Raw genomic sequence first — 14,002 nt, 5'->3', positions numbered from 1 at the left:
AATCTGCAAAGCGTGTTCGAGTGACCCGTGTCTCAACAATTTTGTCGAGTCGTGCAAAAACCGACAAAACTGCTACAGAAGCGATAAGGGCGCAGCATGCTGCGCCCTTTTTTCATTACATCACCATACGGCGGATATCAGCCAGCATGTTGTTGATGATGGTAATAAAGCGCGCACCATCTGCACCATCGATAACACGGTGGTCGAAGGAGAGCGACATTGGCATCATCAGGCGCGGCACGAACTCTTTACCGTTCCAGACCGGCTCCATAGCAGACTTGGAGACACCCAGAATAGCCACTTCCGGCGCGTTCACAATCGGCGCGAAGTGAGTTGTCCCGATACCGCCCAGGCTGGAGATGGTGAAACAGCCACCCTGCATTTCGCCGGCGGTCAGTTTACCGTCACGCGCTTTTTTGGAGATAGCCATCAGCTCACGGGACAGTTCGGTGATGCTCTTCTTGTTCACATCTTTGAATACCGGAACCACCAGGCCGTTTGGTGTATCAACCGCCACACCCACGTTGATGTACTTTTTCAGCGTCAGCTTCTGGCCATCTTCGGACAGAGAGCTGTTGAAACGCGGCATCTGCTCCAGAGCGGCTGCAACGGCTTTCATGATGAACACCACCGGGGTGAACTTCACGTCCAGCTTACGCTTGGCCGCTTCTTCGTTCTGTTGCTTGCGGAAAGCTTCCAGATCGGTGATGTCGGTTTTGTCGAAGTGAGTCACGTGCGGGATCATCACCCAGTTACGGCTCAGGTTGGCACCCGAGATTTTCTGGATGCGGCCCAGTTCAACTTCTTCGATCTCACCGAACTTGCTGAAGTCCACTTTCGGCCATGGCAGCATGCCTGGCAGACCGCCGCCGGCAGCAGCAGCCGGAGCCGCTTCTGCACGTTTGACCGCGTCTTTCACGTAAGCCTGAACGTCTTCGCGCAGGATGCGGCCTTTACGACCGGTGCCTTTCACTTTCGCCAGGTTTACGCCGAACTCACGCGCCAGACGGCGGATGACCGGGGTAGCATGCACATAAGCGTCGTTCTCAGCGAACTCGCCTTTGGCAGCTGGAGCAGCCTGTTTGGCTGGTGCCGCGCTGGCAGCCGGTGCCGGCGCTGCTTCTGCTTTTTGAGCAGGAGCAGCCGCTGGTGCAGCGCCTTCAACTTCGAACACCATGATCAGGGAGCCGGTTTTCACTTTGTCGCCGGCGCTGATTTTGATTTCTTTCACGGTACCTGCGAACGGTGCCGGCACTTCCATAGAAGCCTTGTCACCTTCAACGGTGATCAGTGACTGCTCAGCGGCAACTTTGTCGCCCACTTTAACCATCACTTCGGTCACTTCTACTTCATCGCCACCGATATCCGGTACGGCAACGTCTTTGGCCGCAGAGGCAGCCGGTGCCGCTGGAGCAGCAGGCGTTTCAGCCGCAGCCGGAGCGGCAGCAGAAGCTGCGCCGGCCACTTCGAATACCATGATCAGCGAGCCGGTGGTGACTTTGTCGCCAGTGCCGATTTTGATCTCTTTCACGGTGCCTGCGAACGGTGCAGGGACTTCCATGGAAGCCTTGTCGCCTTCAACGGTGATCAGGGACTGCTCGGCTTCCACCTTGTCGCCCACTTTCACCAGGATCTCGGTCACTTCCACTTCGTCGGCACCGATGTCCGGTACGGCAACGTCCTTGGCAGCCGCGGCAGCCGGAGCAGCAGGTGCTGCAGCCGGTTTTTCTTCAGCCTTGGCAGCAGGTGCGGCCTGAGCCGCCCCTTCCGCTTCAAAGATCATCAGCAGTTTGCCGGTTTCGGTTTTATCACCGACGGCAACTTTGATCTCTTTCACCACACCCGCCTGCGGGGAAGGGACTTCCATGGAAGCTTTGTCACCTTCAACGGTGATCAGCGATTGTTCAGCTTCAACTTTATCGCCCACTTTCACCAGAATCTCGGTGATTTCCACTTCGTCTGCACCGATGTCCGGTACTTTGATTTCGATAGACATTTCTTCTGTACCTCTTATGCCAGACGCGGGTTAACTTTCTCTGGGTTGATGTCGAATTTCTTAATCGCATCAGCTACCACAGAAGCTTCGATTTCACCGCGTTTAGCCAGTTCACCCAGTGCAGCAACCACAACGTAAGAAGCGTCAACTTCAAAGTGGTGGCGCAGGTTTTCGCGGCTGTCTGAACGACCGAAGCCGTCAGTACCCAGTACGCGATAGTCGCTGGCTGGAACGTAAGTACGAACCTGTTCTGCAAACAGCTTCATGTAGTCGGTAGACGCCACCGCCGGCGCATCGTTCATCACCTGAGCAATGTACGGTACACGTGGAGTTTCGGTTGGGTGCAGCATGTTCCAACGCTCGCAGTCCTGGCCATCACGCGCCAGTTCAGTGAAGGAAGTCACGCTGTAGATGTCAGAACCCACGCCGTAATCGTCTGCCAGGATCTTCGCCGCTTCACGTACGTGACGCAGGATAGACCCTGAACCCAGCAACTGAACCTTGCCTTTGCTGCCTGCCAGAGTGTCCAGCTTGTAGATACCTTTGCGGATACCTTCTTCTGCGCCCTGCGGCATGGCCGGCATGTGGTAGTTTTCGTTCAGCGTGGTGATGTAGTAGTAGACGTTTTCTTGCGCGTCACCGTACATGCGGACCAGACCGTCGTGCATGATCACTGCCACTTCGTATGCATAAGCTGGATCGTAAGAGATACAGTTAGGGATAGTCAGAGACTGAATGTGGCTGTGGCCGTCTTCGTGCTGCAGACCTTCACCGTTCAGGGTGGTACGGCCTGAAGTACCGCCGATCAGGAAGCCGCGCGCCTGTTGGTCGCCTGCTGCCCAGCACAGGTCACCGATACGCTGGAAACCGAACATCGAGTAGTAGATGTAGAACGGAATCATCGGCAGATCGTTGGTGCTGTAGGAAGTCGCTGCGGCCAGCCATGAAGATGCTGCGCCCAGTTCGTTGATGCCTTCCTGCAGGATCTGACCTTTTTCGTCTTCTTTGTAGTAAGCAACCTGCTCACGGTCTTGCGGAGTATATTGCTGACCGTTCGGGCTGTAGATACCGATCTGACGGAACAGACCTTCCATACCGAAGGTACGCGCTTCGTCGGCGATGATTGGAACCAGGCGATCTTTGATCGACTTGTTCTTCAACATCACGTTCAGGGCACGCACGAAGGCGATGGTGGTGGAGATTTCTTTGTTCTGCTCTTCCAGCAGCGAGCTGAAGTCTTCCAGAGCCGGCATTTCCAGCTTCTGGGTGAAGGCTGGCAGACGGGTAGGTACATAACCTTTCAGCGCCTGACGGCGTTCGTGCAGGTATTTGTACTCTTCAGAGTCTTTCTCGAAGGTGATGTACGGCAGTTTTTCGATGTCGGCATCGGCAACCGGCACATTGAAACGATCGCGGAAGTGGTGAACCCCTTCCATGTTCATTTTCTTCACCTGGTGAGCGATGTTTTTACCTTCCGCGGTTTCACCCATGCCGTAACCTTTAATGGTATGGGCCAGGATAACGGTTGGTTTGCCTTGGGTGTCCTGCGCTTTTTTCAGTGCAGCGAAGACTTTCTTCGGATCGTGACCACCGCGGTTCAGCGCCCAGATTTCGTCGTCGGTCATGTCTTTGACCAGAGCGGCGGTTTCCGGGAAACGGCCGAAGAAGTGCTCACGTACGTAAGCGCCGTCTTTGGATTTGAAGGTCTGGTAGTCGCCGTCCAGGGTTTCGTTCATCAGCTGGATCAGCTTGCCGCTGGTGTCTTTACGCAGCAGTTCGTCCCAACGACCGCCCCAAATCACTTTCAGTACCTGCCAGCCTGCGCCGGAGAAGATGCCTTCCAGTTCATTGATGATCTTGCCGTTACCGGTGACCGGGCCGTCCAGACGTTGCAGGTTACAGTTGATGACGAACACCAGGTTGTCCAGCTTCTCACGGGTAGCGATGGTGATCGCACCTTTGGATTCCGGCTCATCCATCTCGCCGTCGCCCAGGAAGGCGTAAACGGTCTGAGCTGAGGTGTTTTTCAGGCCACGGTGTTCCAGGTATTTCAGGAACTTCGCCTGGTAGATGGCGCTGATAGGGCCCAGGCCCATGGAAACGGTCGGGAACTGCCAGAATTCCGGCATCAGTTTAGGATGCGGGTAAGAAGACAGGCCTTTACCGTGAACTTCCTGACGGAAGTTGTTCATTTGGTCTTCGGTCAAGCGGCCTTCAAGGAAGGCACGTGCGTAAACGCCCGGAGAGATGTGGCCCTGGAAGTAAACCAGGTCGCCGCCGTCTTGCTCGTTGCGTGCACGGAAGAAGTGGTTGAAGCAGACTTCATAGAAGGTCGCGGAAGATTGGAAGGAAGCCATGTGGCCGCCCAGGTCCAGATCTTTCTTGGAAGCGCGCAGCACGGTCATTACCGCGTTCCAGCGGATAGCGCTGCGAATACGACGCTCAAGATCCAGGTTACCAGGGTAAGCAGGTTCGTCTTCCACCGCGATGGTGTTGACGTAGTTGTGAGCCGCAGCACCGGCTGCAACGCTAACACCGCCTTTACGGGCTTCACCCAATACCTGATCAATCAGAAACTGAGCTCGCTCAACACCCTCTTCACGGATGACCGATTCGATCGCCTGCAGCCAGTCGCGGGTTTCGATCGGATCCACGTCATTGTTTAAACGTTCTGACATGGTGGTATTCCTTATCTGTCTAATGGTTTGTTTTGGAGCCTGTCTTCCTGTGTTCTGAGACAAAACACACGAAGACAGGCCCATCAGTTTAGTTGCCGCTTAAATGCTTAACTAAGCACTTCGAACGAAAGCTCCGCAGGCTGGTGTGCCCTGAAGAGAACGCTCTTAATCCTTGCGTTGCTGGAGACGCCGTAGCGATCTCTCGCGCCGAGTATGCTCCCGACCGAGATCCAGCAAGATTTCCTCGATAAACGCCAAATGGCGGTGCGAGGCTTCACGGGCCTTTTCCGGCTCGCGTGCCACAATCGCCTCAAAAATTCCGGCGCGGTGGCTGCTCACCTTTGCCAACATCTCACGGCGCGAGTAGAGCAATTCAAAGTTCTGACGTACGTTCTGTTCCAGCATCGGCCCCATGCAGCGTAGCAGGTGAAGTAACACAACGTTGTGGGCAGCTTCGGTCACGGCGATTTGGTACTGCATGACCGCGTCGGCTTCGGCGTCGAGATCGCCGCTTTCCTGGGCCTGCTGGATCACAATGTGGCAATCGCGGATGCGCGCCAGATCTTCGTCGGTGCCGCGCAACGCCGCGTAATAGGCAGCGATGCCTTCGAGGGCATGACGGGTTTCCAACAGATCGAATTGTGATTCAGGGTGGTCGGCCAACAGTTCAGCCAGGGGATCGCTGAAGCTCTGCCACAAATTAGTTTGCACAAAGGTACCACCGCCCTGACGGCGCAGGAGCAGCCCTTTGGCTTCCAGGCGCTGGATGGCCTCTCTCAGAGAAGGACGGGAAACATCAAATTGTTTCGCCAGTTCGCGCTCCGGTGGCAGTTTCTCGCCTGGGCGCAGTGTTCCCTCGAGGATCAGGTGTTCGAGCTGCTGCTCGATAACATCTGACAACTTGGGTTGGCGGATTTTGCTGTAGGCCATGGGTGAATTCTTCTCTGCGAATGGCGCGGAGTCAATTGGTAATACCAATTTCAAAAACGTGACGGTAAAGTAACAAAGTATTCACCTCCTGTCCATATGGGCCTTGATCGAAATCAGGTTACCCGCACATTTTAACACCCCAATACCAGACCTGCTGCAAACCGCTAACGCGCGCTTGGTAATACCATTTACGAGGTAGGTTTTTGATTTAACTTTTGCGAAACCTCCCGTCAGGCAGACTGAAGCATCAAAGACGGCATTTTATTGCATGTTTATTAAGCTTTAACGAATAGCTATTTGCAGCGCATAAAGTGCGCCTGTCCGGTTAATATTTCGCCACCACAAAGCGGCCAGCGCCAAATTATTTTTGCGCATTATGTGATTTATTGCTTATTTCATGCACTGAATCCCCCTTGCCGTCACACAACCCGCATTTTGTTTCCTAAACTGCTGAAATCTTAATCACTCACCCTATAAAGCAGGTGCAAACTGACGCGCATAACATTATTCTTTGCCAAACGGTAGCGGCTCCGTGGAATTAATAGATATAACGCCGTAAATAAAACAAAACACACATCGTAACCACTGCTTTACAGCATGTGAGTAATTCTGCAACGACAGAGGGTTTCATTGATGGATGGTCAACAGCATGGCGACCAGCTGAAGCGCGGCCTGAAAAACCGCCATATTCAGCTCATTGCTCTAGGGGGCGCTATCGGTACCGGGCTATTTCTCGGGATCGCGCAAACAATAAAAATGGCCGGTCCTTCGGTCATTCTCGGCTATGCCATTGGCGGCTTTATCGCATTTCTGATCATGCGCCAACTGGGTGAAATGGTAGTGGAAGAGCCGGTTGCCGGTTCCTTTAGCCACTTCGCCTATAAGTACTGGGGCAATTTCGCCGGTTTTGCGTCCGGCTGGAACTACTGGGTGCTGTACGTGCTGGTGGCGATGGCAGAACTGACCGCGGTCGGTATCTATGTGCAGTACTGGTGGCCGGAGATCCCGACCTGGGTATCGGCGGCGGTGTTCTTCCTGGCCATCAACGCCATCAACCTGGCGAATGTGAAGGTCTACGGCGAGATGGAATTCTGGTTCGCCATCATCAAAGTCGTGGCGATTATCGGCATGATCGTGTTCGGTGCCTACCTGCTGTTCAGCGGCATGGGCGGCCCGGAAGCGACCGTGACCAACCTGTGGGCACAGGGCGGGTTCTTCCCGAACGGCATCATGGGGCTGGTGATGGCGATGGCGGTGATCATGTTCTCGTTCGGCGGGCTCGAGCTGGTGGGCATCACCGCCGCGGAGGCCGACAACCCGCAGAAAAGCATCCCTAAAGCCACCAACCAGGTGATCTACCGCATCCTGCTGTTCTATATCGGCTCACTGACCATTTTGCTGTCGCTGTACCCTTGGGGCAAAGTGGTGGAAGGAGGCAGCCCGTTCGTGCTGATCTTCCACGCGCTGAACAGCAACCTGGTAGCAACGGTGCTGAACATCGTGGTGTTGACCGCCGCACTGTCGGTGTACAACAGCTGCGTTTACTGCAACAGCCGCATGCTGTACGGCTTGGCGAAACAAGGCAACGGTCCGAAGAGCCTGCTGAAGGTCGATGGCCGCGGCGTACCGGTCATCGCTATCGCCGTCTCCGCCACGGCCACGGCGTTCTGCGTGCTGATTAACTACCTGATCCCCGGTCGTGCATTCGAGCTGCTGATGGCGCTGGTGGTCTCGGCGCTGGTGATCAACTGGGCGATGATCAGCCTGGCGCACCTGAAGTTCCGCGCCGCCAAGAACCGCGAAGGCGTAGAGCCGAAGTTCAAAGCCTTCTGGTATCCGTTTAGCAACTACCTGTGCCTGGTGTTTATGGCCGGTATCCTGGTGATCATGTACCTGACGCCGGGCATTCAAATCTCGGTGTTGCTGATCCCAGTCTGGGTGGCCATTTTGGCCATTGGCTATCTCATCAAGCAACGCAGCCAGCGTACGGTCACCCGCTGATCCATACGGCTTAATCAGGCCCGCCATTCATCCTGGCGGGCTTTTTTATTGTCTATCTTCCCCTCACATCCAAGGATAGAAGCTAGCCACTTCCTCACGTCGTTCGTTCAACCGACGGGCGTTGTCTTCATACTGTTCTGACCCCACAGGAATCCCTTGAAAACTCATGCGTGGGTTAGAGAACATATTCAGGCGGCCACAGCTCCCCGACTTGCAGCCATAAGACATAATGGTCCGCCAACGCTCCTTGGCAACGCTCGACTCATGCTTATAACCGTGCCGATAGCAAGGTAAGCGTTTTGGCACCCCGCCATATTGGTCAAGATCGTGGCTGGCCCCAAGGTTATGGCCCATTTCATGAGCAAAAGTATAAGTTCCCGTCAAGTTGCTGTAGCGAATCACGGAGAATGCGCTGTTCTTATTGGCATCGTTAGTGCCAGTCCCTGCGGATGAAGTAGTTTGAGCTAACATCACCACCAAATGTGCACGATGTTTATCACGATACTGTTGTATTTGCTGGCTTAACGCACTGCCAGAGTTGGTAAACATCTCCGACCACATATTGGAAAAAGTGCCACGTTCTGAATAATCAGCATGTAAAATTCCGGCACTGTCAAAAACAATACCGACATTGCTATTTCTTGTTCCTTGGTTGGCCTCAGAGAAAGCCAAAGTTGCCAGTGCATTAAGGTCTGTATTTGCCAAAGCCTTACGCGACTGCTCAGTGGTCACCAGCGCCACGCGAATAATACTCGGCGGTTTACTATCCCCGGCATAAGGAGGTGGGACTTCACAGGCCCTGCTATTCATCGCCGCAGGCAATGGAGTGTCGGCCTCAATATCCTGTTCATCTTCATGTTCATGCCATTCATTCACTTCACTTTCGTCCACTTTTACCACCGCAACCTTATTTCCTCCGAGCGGCCACAGTTGGTAGAGTTGACCGGCCAGACGGAACGACCCGGCGATATTATCCCCGTTACGCACTAATGTGGCCGAATTCAGCAAACGCTGTTCAATATTCCCTTCTTGAGTAGCAGACTCGTTCAAGCCCACCCAATTGCCCTGCCACACCAGTTTGCCATTCTCTTCCTGAGACGAAGTTTTTTTAAACACTACCGTTTCATCATCTGTAGTAAATAAAGTGACCGTTTCGTCAACGGCACGCAGCTTATGCTCACTCAGGCCTGCGATACTAATCGCTACTGTCGAATGCTCATTTTTCAATGTCTTAACCAAATATTGCGTACTATCACTATCAGTCATTATTTTTTTGGTCAGTAACTCAGCCGCAAAACCAGGTTGTCCGGCCAAGCCCAAAAGGGCAATCGCCGGGGATAACGATAATAGAAACTTTTTGTTAATCATTAAGCACCTCAAAGTTTATTTATAGAAATAAAAAACAAATAACATCGTCAAGATGAACAATTAAAACCCGCACCACTGACAACATCACCATTAAAAACAATGAAAATGCATTAATAATAAACAAATAAACTTAAACACCATGCGATAATATCAATTAAAATTATATAATCTTAAAATTAAAAAACCTGATTTTGATAAGATATCAAAATCAGGTTAGGTAATATAAATAATCCCGTATTTTACACTTCTTCTCAGGTTATTTGTGGCGCAGGGCCTTCACCTGCTCGGCGGTGATATCCGCCGGCAAGCCCCCCCAGGTTACGCGCAGATAGTTCACCAGTTCCGCCACTTGCGCATCGTCCAGACGTTCGCCAAAGGCCGGCATGCTCTGCATGCTTTCGCCATTGGGGAATTGCTGCGCCGGTAAACCGTCCAGCACCGAGACAATCAGATTCTTGGCGTCCGGTTGGCGCAGCGTGGCGTTATCGCGCATCGCCACCGCCACGTGCGGTTTGCCCTCACCTTCTCGTGCATGGCAGCCGGAGCACTGATCCAGATAGCTGATACGCCCGGCATCGCTGCCTTGACCGAGTTTAACCGGCACTGCAGCCGGCGGCTGTTCACCCATCAGATAGGTCGCCAGCGCTTGATGATCTTCCGGCGTCAGATGACGGGTGCTGAGATCCACCACCATGTGCATCTCACTGAACGCAGATCCCTGAGGTGCCATGCCGGTCGCCAGGAAACGGTTCAGGTCATCCGGCGTCCAGCCGCGCTGGGCCAATCCGTGCGGCGTGATATCCGGTGCCATAAAGCGCCCCAAATCGCCCCCCTGCATCGGCTTGCCAAGATTCATCTGCCCCAGCATGCCGCGTGGCGTATGGCATTCCCCGCAATGACCCAGCGTATCCGCCAGGTAACGGCCGCGTTGCCACTGCGCCGAATTGCCTTGTGAACTGGTTGGCAACGGCTCCTGGCTGCGGAACAGCAGGTTCCAACCGATCAGCGCCATGCGTTGGTTAAACGGAAACGGCATGTCGTTTTCCGGAATGGCGACGTCCACCGCCGGGCGGGTCATCAGATAGGCGTAGATGTCATCAGCATCCTGGCGTGAAATGCCTTTATACGAGGTATAAGGCATCGCCGGGTACAGATGGCGGCCGCCTGGTGCCACGCCCTGAGTCAGTGCCAGGAAAAAGTCGTCCCGGGTCCAGCGGCCAATGCCATGATCGGCCGAAGGCGTCAGGTTGCTGCCATAGATAGTGCCGAACGGCGTCTCCAGCGGATAGCCGCCGGCCAAAGGGGCACCGCCGCTGGCGGTATGGCAGGCGGCACAGTCGGCGGCCTGCGCCAGATAGCGACCGCGAGCAACCTGTTCAGCGCTGGCGGTCACCTGCTGCACCGGGCCATCGTAGCGGCGGTTTTCCCGCCACCACAGCACGGCGATGACGATAATCACCACCAGCAGGATCAACAGAGCGAGACGTTTTTTCATTGCGCCGTCTCCTTCAGCAGGCCCGGGGTTTTGAGCACCACGTCACGAACCGCTTCGTAGTAACGGACATAGCCGGTACAGCGGCAGATATGGCTGTCCAGCGCCTGTTCAATGGCGTCTTCCAACTGCTCGCGGGCGATGGGTTCGCGCTTGAGTTTTTCCACAAAGATGGTGGCGGCGTTGACAAAGCCCGGCGTGCAGTAGCCGCACTGGAAGCTGTAATGCTCGAGAAACGCCTGCTGGATAGGTGACAACTCCACCACTTCGCCCTGCGCGTCCACCTTGGCATGCCCCTCGACGGTGCGGACTTTCTTGCCGCTGAAAAAGTGTGCGCCGGTAATACAGGTACGCACTTCTTCACTGGTGCCGCTGGGGTGATCGACAATCGCTACGCAGGCGTGGCAGATACCCTGCCCGCAGCCAAGCCGCGAGCCGGTCAGGTCGAGATACTCGTGCAGGAAATCGATCATCATCAGCCCTTCCGGTACGTCGATCGGGCCGTATTGCTTATCGTTGATGGTCAGGGAAATCGGCTGGGTTTTGATGCTCATTGTAATACCTCACGAATATTTTCTGCACGGACGGGCAAATCACGGAAACGGTGGCCAGTGGCGTCGGCGATGGCGTTGACCAAGGCCGCGACCACCGGGATCATCACCACTTCGGCCATGCCTTTGGGCGGATCGGTTTCCGACAGCGCAGGCAGGATGTCATCGGTCTGCTTCCAGACCGCCACATCGCTGGCGCGTGGCAGGTGGTAACGATTAAAGTTCCAGGTGCCGTTACCGGGCCCGTCTTCGTACAGCGGTAAATATTCGTGCAGCGCATGACCAATCCCCATCGCCAAGCCGCCTTGCAACTGGCCGGAAACCAGTTCCGGCACAATCAGGTTGCCGCACTCCATGATCGAATGGTGATTCAGCAGTTCTACCTGGCCGGTGGCGATATCCACCGCCACTTCCGCCAGGGTGCCGACGGCACTGTAATAGGTCACCGCCGCGTTATTGCGTTGGGTCGGGGGATAATAGACCTGATTGCGCGGCAGCGTTTTGAACTCGCCACCGGCGTGGCGTACAGCCAGGCCATCAATCGGCAGGCGTTCGCTGTTGCCGCTCAGGGTAAAGTCCGCCTCCGCCCACTGCCAGCGGTTGAATACGTGCACCGCCGCGCCGGCGATCCCGCCCATTTGGTAAAGTTGTTTTGCCAAGCGAGCCAGACTCAATACTTCCAGGCCGGCTGCGGTCAATCCACCTTCTACCCAACGCGCATCCTCTCGGCGCACCACCAAAGGCGCCGCCTGACCGCCGCCGATGCCGGATTGCCAAATCGCCATCGCCGCCGGCCACAGGCCATGATCGAATATCAGCCGTGCCGCTTCTCGCGTACTGTGGGAGAAATAATATGCCGAGTTGCTGGCGCTGGAAGGTGAGCAGTAGCTTGGCGTCCAGGCCGGATTGGTTTGCAACCTATCCTGATCGGCCTGCGACATAATGTAAGGATCGCCGCTGGTGACCATCGGCAACACTGACCAGTCGGTCACCGAGAAGTGAGCCTCATCAGCCGGTTTGCCCAGCCACTGTGCGCACAACACCGACTGAGAGGTCGACATGCCGGTGCCCATCTCGGCACCGCTGTGATGCAGCATAATGCGCCCGTCTTCTCCCAGCTCGACGCGGGCGAATGAAGTTTCGGCACCGGTACCAAAGTCTTTTTGCACGCAGCCAAAGCCTACGCCATAGCGTTTGCCCGGATGCTGGCTTTCAAACTCCGCCTTGCGCTTGGCGCGTTGCAGCCACATCTCATGCTTCGCCGCCTTCTCCAGCACTTCATCGGCGCGAATAGCCCCGGCAGGAATGGCCCCCTGAGTATTTTTCATGCCGGATTTGAGCACATTGCGCAAACGGAATTCAATCGGATCAATCTTCAGTTCGGCAGCCAGCTCATCGACCATCATTTCGGTGGCGGCCATGCTTTGCAGCGTGCCGTAACCCCGTGCCGACCCCGCATCGATGGCGCGCGAAGCCAGCCCCACCGCAGACAAATCGCTTTTCGGGAAGTAATAGATCGACTGCGCCGCAGTTGCCGCCACCATCACCACCGAAGGCGTAAAGTTGCTGCGGCCGCCGCCGTCTGCCGTCATCTCGCCGTGAAATGACTGCAGTACACCGGTTTGGCGGTTTACCGCAATGCGGTAATTCATGTCGAAGGCATGGCGTTTCAGTGCAGTCTGGAACTGTTCAAAACGGTCGTTGGCCAGCCGAACCGGGTGCCCGTCGCCGTACATCGCCGCCACCGCGCCGTAATACGGGAAGTTAAAGTGATCTTTCGAGCCGTAACCGACGGTGTAGCACGGGTGCAGAATCAGCTGTTTAACCGGCGGATTACGTTTTGCCAGCATGCGCGGCATTTCATCGGCCACTTCCTGCGGCGATTGAGTCGGCACCACCAGATGCAGCGTTTGCGTCTCGGCGTCGAACCAGCCGTTGGCGTTGTCCGGCTCCAGCGCAGAGGTGTCGACGGACTGCGTGGTGTAGCGGTGTGACATCACCAGCCACTCGTCCGGCGGCGTTTTCAACTCATCGGCAATCATGCCGGCGTAGTACATCCCTTCCTGATCCAGCTTGCCGCCTTCGCGCCCTTCCGGCCAGACCGGCAGGTGTTTCTTCATCGAAACCGGGAAAATCGGGGTATCTTTCAGGCTGGAAAAACGGTCGTCATCGAACGGCTTGTCTCCACCCACCCGCACATAGCGGAAAGTGCCCCAAGGGTCACGCTGCAGCGGACCGGTTTGCGCCCCGTATTTAATCGTGCCTTCGCGGAATTTCAGCTTGTCCTTGGCGAAGCGGAAACGGGCAAAGTCGTGATAAATCAGGATTGCCACAGCCTGGCCCAGGTAAGCCGGGGTTTTGCCAATCGGCAGCAGCATGTCGTCGCCGTAAAATGCCGGGAAGGCCAGACCGTCGCGCGCCAAATCCTCGGCGGTTACCAGCCGATCGGGCTGCAGGTCGTCGCCCAGCAAGGAGAGATCAATGCCTTCGAACAGCTTGTCTGCTTGAGTGACACGCAAAATAAAGGCGTGCGCCTGCTGCTGTGGCCAGTGCGGCATATCCACCGCGCGAATATCACGGGCAAAGACCTTCTGCCCCATGACTTTGGCACGGCCATCGATACGAAAGCGTATGCGTTTCTCATGGGCATCCCAGTTCGGGGACTGAAGGATCTTTTGTTCAAACAGCGCGGCATAGGCGCGGCTGTACAGGGGCGCGAGGTACACGGAGACCCCCGCTATCACGGCGCTTTTGATAAAGCGGCGCCGCGACGGGTTGAAATTGCTCATAAAAAGTCCTTTGCATCTTTATTGTAGTTTTGTGTTCAGCGGTGGTGTTGCGCAAACGCTGACGACCTTGCCGTAGACGTCATAAGCATATGCTTATAACCAAAATTATGTGATGATTAACATGCGATTTTCAATAAAAACACATCTCAACAACACATATTTTTAGTAAGGTAATTAGACGTTGCGCAAATTCGGGC

General features: G+C 55.2%; 8 protein-coding genes. 1 reads left to right on the top strand and 7 read right to left on the bottom strand.

Features of this window, described 5'->3' with window-relative positions; genetic code table 11:
* Positions 1–115 precede the first annotated feature (115 nt).
* From aceF to pdhR, 3 genes are all read right to left on the bottom strand, one after another.
* Positions 116–1,996, bottom strand: coding sequence for a pyruvate dehydrogenase complex dihydrolipoyllysine-residue acetyltransferase (gene aceF, locus H5P17_RS09575; RefSeq protein WP_182822551.1), 1,881 nt, complete (start codon positions 1,994–1,996; stop codon positions 116–118).
* Positions 1,997–2,010: 14 nt separating this feature from the next.
* On the bottom strand, positions 2,011–4,674 hold the full coding sequence (gene aceE / locus H5P17_RS09570; RefSeq protein WP_020828584.1) for a pyruvate dehydrogenase (acetyl-transferring), homodimeric type: 2,664 nt from the start codon (positions 4,672–4,674) through the stop codon (positions 2,011–2,013).
* Positions 4,675–4,839: 165 nt separating this feature from the next.
* On the bottom strand, positions 4,840–5,604 hold the full coding sequence (gene pdhR, locus H5P17_RS09565) for a pyruvate dehydrogenase complex transcriptional repressor PdhR (protein ID WP_044553402.1): 765 nt from the start codon (positions 5,602–5,604) through the stop codon (positions 4,840–4,842).
* Between the two features lie 633 nt (positions 5,605–6,237).
* On the opposite strand from pdhR, the gene H5P17_RS09560 reads away from it, so the two are divergent.
* Positions 6,238–7,605 (top strand): amino acid permease, encoded by a 1,368-nt coding sequence (locus tag H5P17_RS09560; protein WP_182822550.1) that lies wholly within the window; start codon positions 6,238–6,240, stop codon positions 7,603–7,605.
* A 63-nt stretch (positions 7,606–7,668) separates the two neighbouring features.
* Here the strand turns inward: H5P17_RS09560 and H5P17_RS09555 are convergent, their stop codons facing one another.
* The 4 genes from H5P17_RS09555 to H5P17_RS09540 form a co-directional block, all read right to left on the bottom strand.
* Complete coding sequence (locus tag H5P17_RS09555) at positions 7,669–8,973, bottom strand: M12 family metallo-peptidase (RefSeq protein WP_182822548.1); 1,305 nt, start codon at positions 8,971–8,973, stop codon at positions 7,669–7,671.
* A gap of 256 nt (positions 8,974–9,229) precedes the next feature.
* The gene (locus H5P17_RS09550; protein WP_182822546.1) at positions 9,230–10,468 is read right to left on the bottom strand and encodes a cytochrome c; all 1,239 of its coding nucleotides are present in this window, start codon (positions 10,466–10,468) and stop codon (positions 9,230–9,232) included.
* Positions 10,465–11,019 carry a (2Fe-2S)-binding protein gene (locus H5P17_RS09545; protein WP_044553408.1) on the bottom strand — a complete coding sequence of 185 codons (555 nt, stop codon included), beginning with the start codon at positions 11,017–11,019 and terminating at the stop codon, positions 10,465–10,467. Before H5P17_RS09545 ends, H5P17_RS09550 begins: the two co-directional genes overlap by 4 nt.
* Positions 11,016–13,805, bottom strand: a complete 2,790-nt coding sequence (locus H5P17_RS09540) for a xanthine dehydrogenase family protein molybdopterin-binding subunit (protein ID WP_182822544.1) — start codon at positions 13,803–13,805, stop codon at positions 11,016–11,018. The genes H5P17_RS09545 and H5P17_RS09540 overlap by 4 nt, the downstream gene beginning before the upstream one ends.
* Between the last annotated feature and the right edge of the window lie 197 nt (positions 13,806–14,002).

The sequence above is a fragment of the Serratia sp. OS31 genome, assembly GCF_014164835.1.
GTDB classification, from domain to species: domain Bacteria; phylum Pseudomonadota; class Gammaproteobacteria; order Enterobacterales; family Enterobacteriaceae; genus Serratia; species Serratia liquefaciens_A.
The sequence above is the reverse complement of the archived record's forward strand: the minus strand, read 5'-3'. Positions and strand labels throughout refer to the sequence as shown.

Bases quoted from the DNA above. Each gene is read 5' to 3' on its own strand.
- aceF (WP_182822551.1), bottom strand. From the start codon at position 1,996: ATGTCTATCGAAATCAAAGTACCGGACATCGGTGCAGACGAAGTGGAA.
- aceE (WP_020828584.1), bottom strand. From the start codon at position 4,674: ATGTCAGAACGTTTAAACAATGACGTGGATCCGATCGAAACCCGCGAC.
- pdhR (WP_044553402.1), bottom strand. From the start codon at position 5,604: ATGGCCTACAGCAAAATCCGCCAACCCAAGTTGTCAGATGTTATCGAG.
- H5P17_RS09560 (WP_182822550.1), top strand. From the start codon at position 6,238: ATGGATGGTCAACAGCATGGCGACCAGCTGAAGCGCGGCCTGAAAAAC.
- H5P17_RS09555 (WP_182822548.1), bottom strand. From the start codon at position 8,973: ATGATTAACAAAAAGTTTCTATTATCGTTATCCCCGGCGATTGCCCTT.
- H5P17_RS09550 (WP_182822546.1), bottom strand. From the start codon at position 10,468: ATGAAAAAACGTCTCGCTCTGTTGATCCTGCTGGTGGTGATTATCGTC.
- H5P17_RS09545 (WP_044553408.1), bottom strand. From the start codon at position 11,019: ATGAGCATCAAAACCCAGCCGATTTCCCTGACCATCAACGATAAGCAA.
- H5P17_RS09540 (WP_182822544.1), bottom strand. From the start codon at position 13,805: ATGAGCAATTTCAACCCGTCGCGGCGCCGCTTTATCAAAAGCGCCGTG.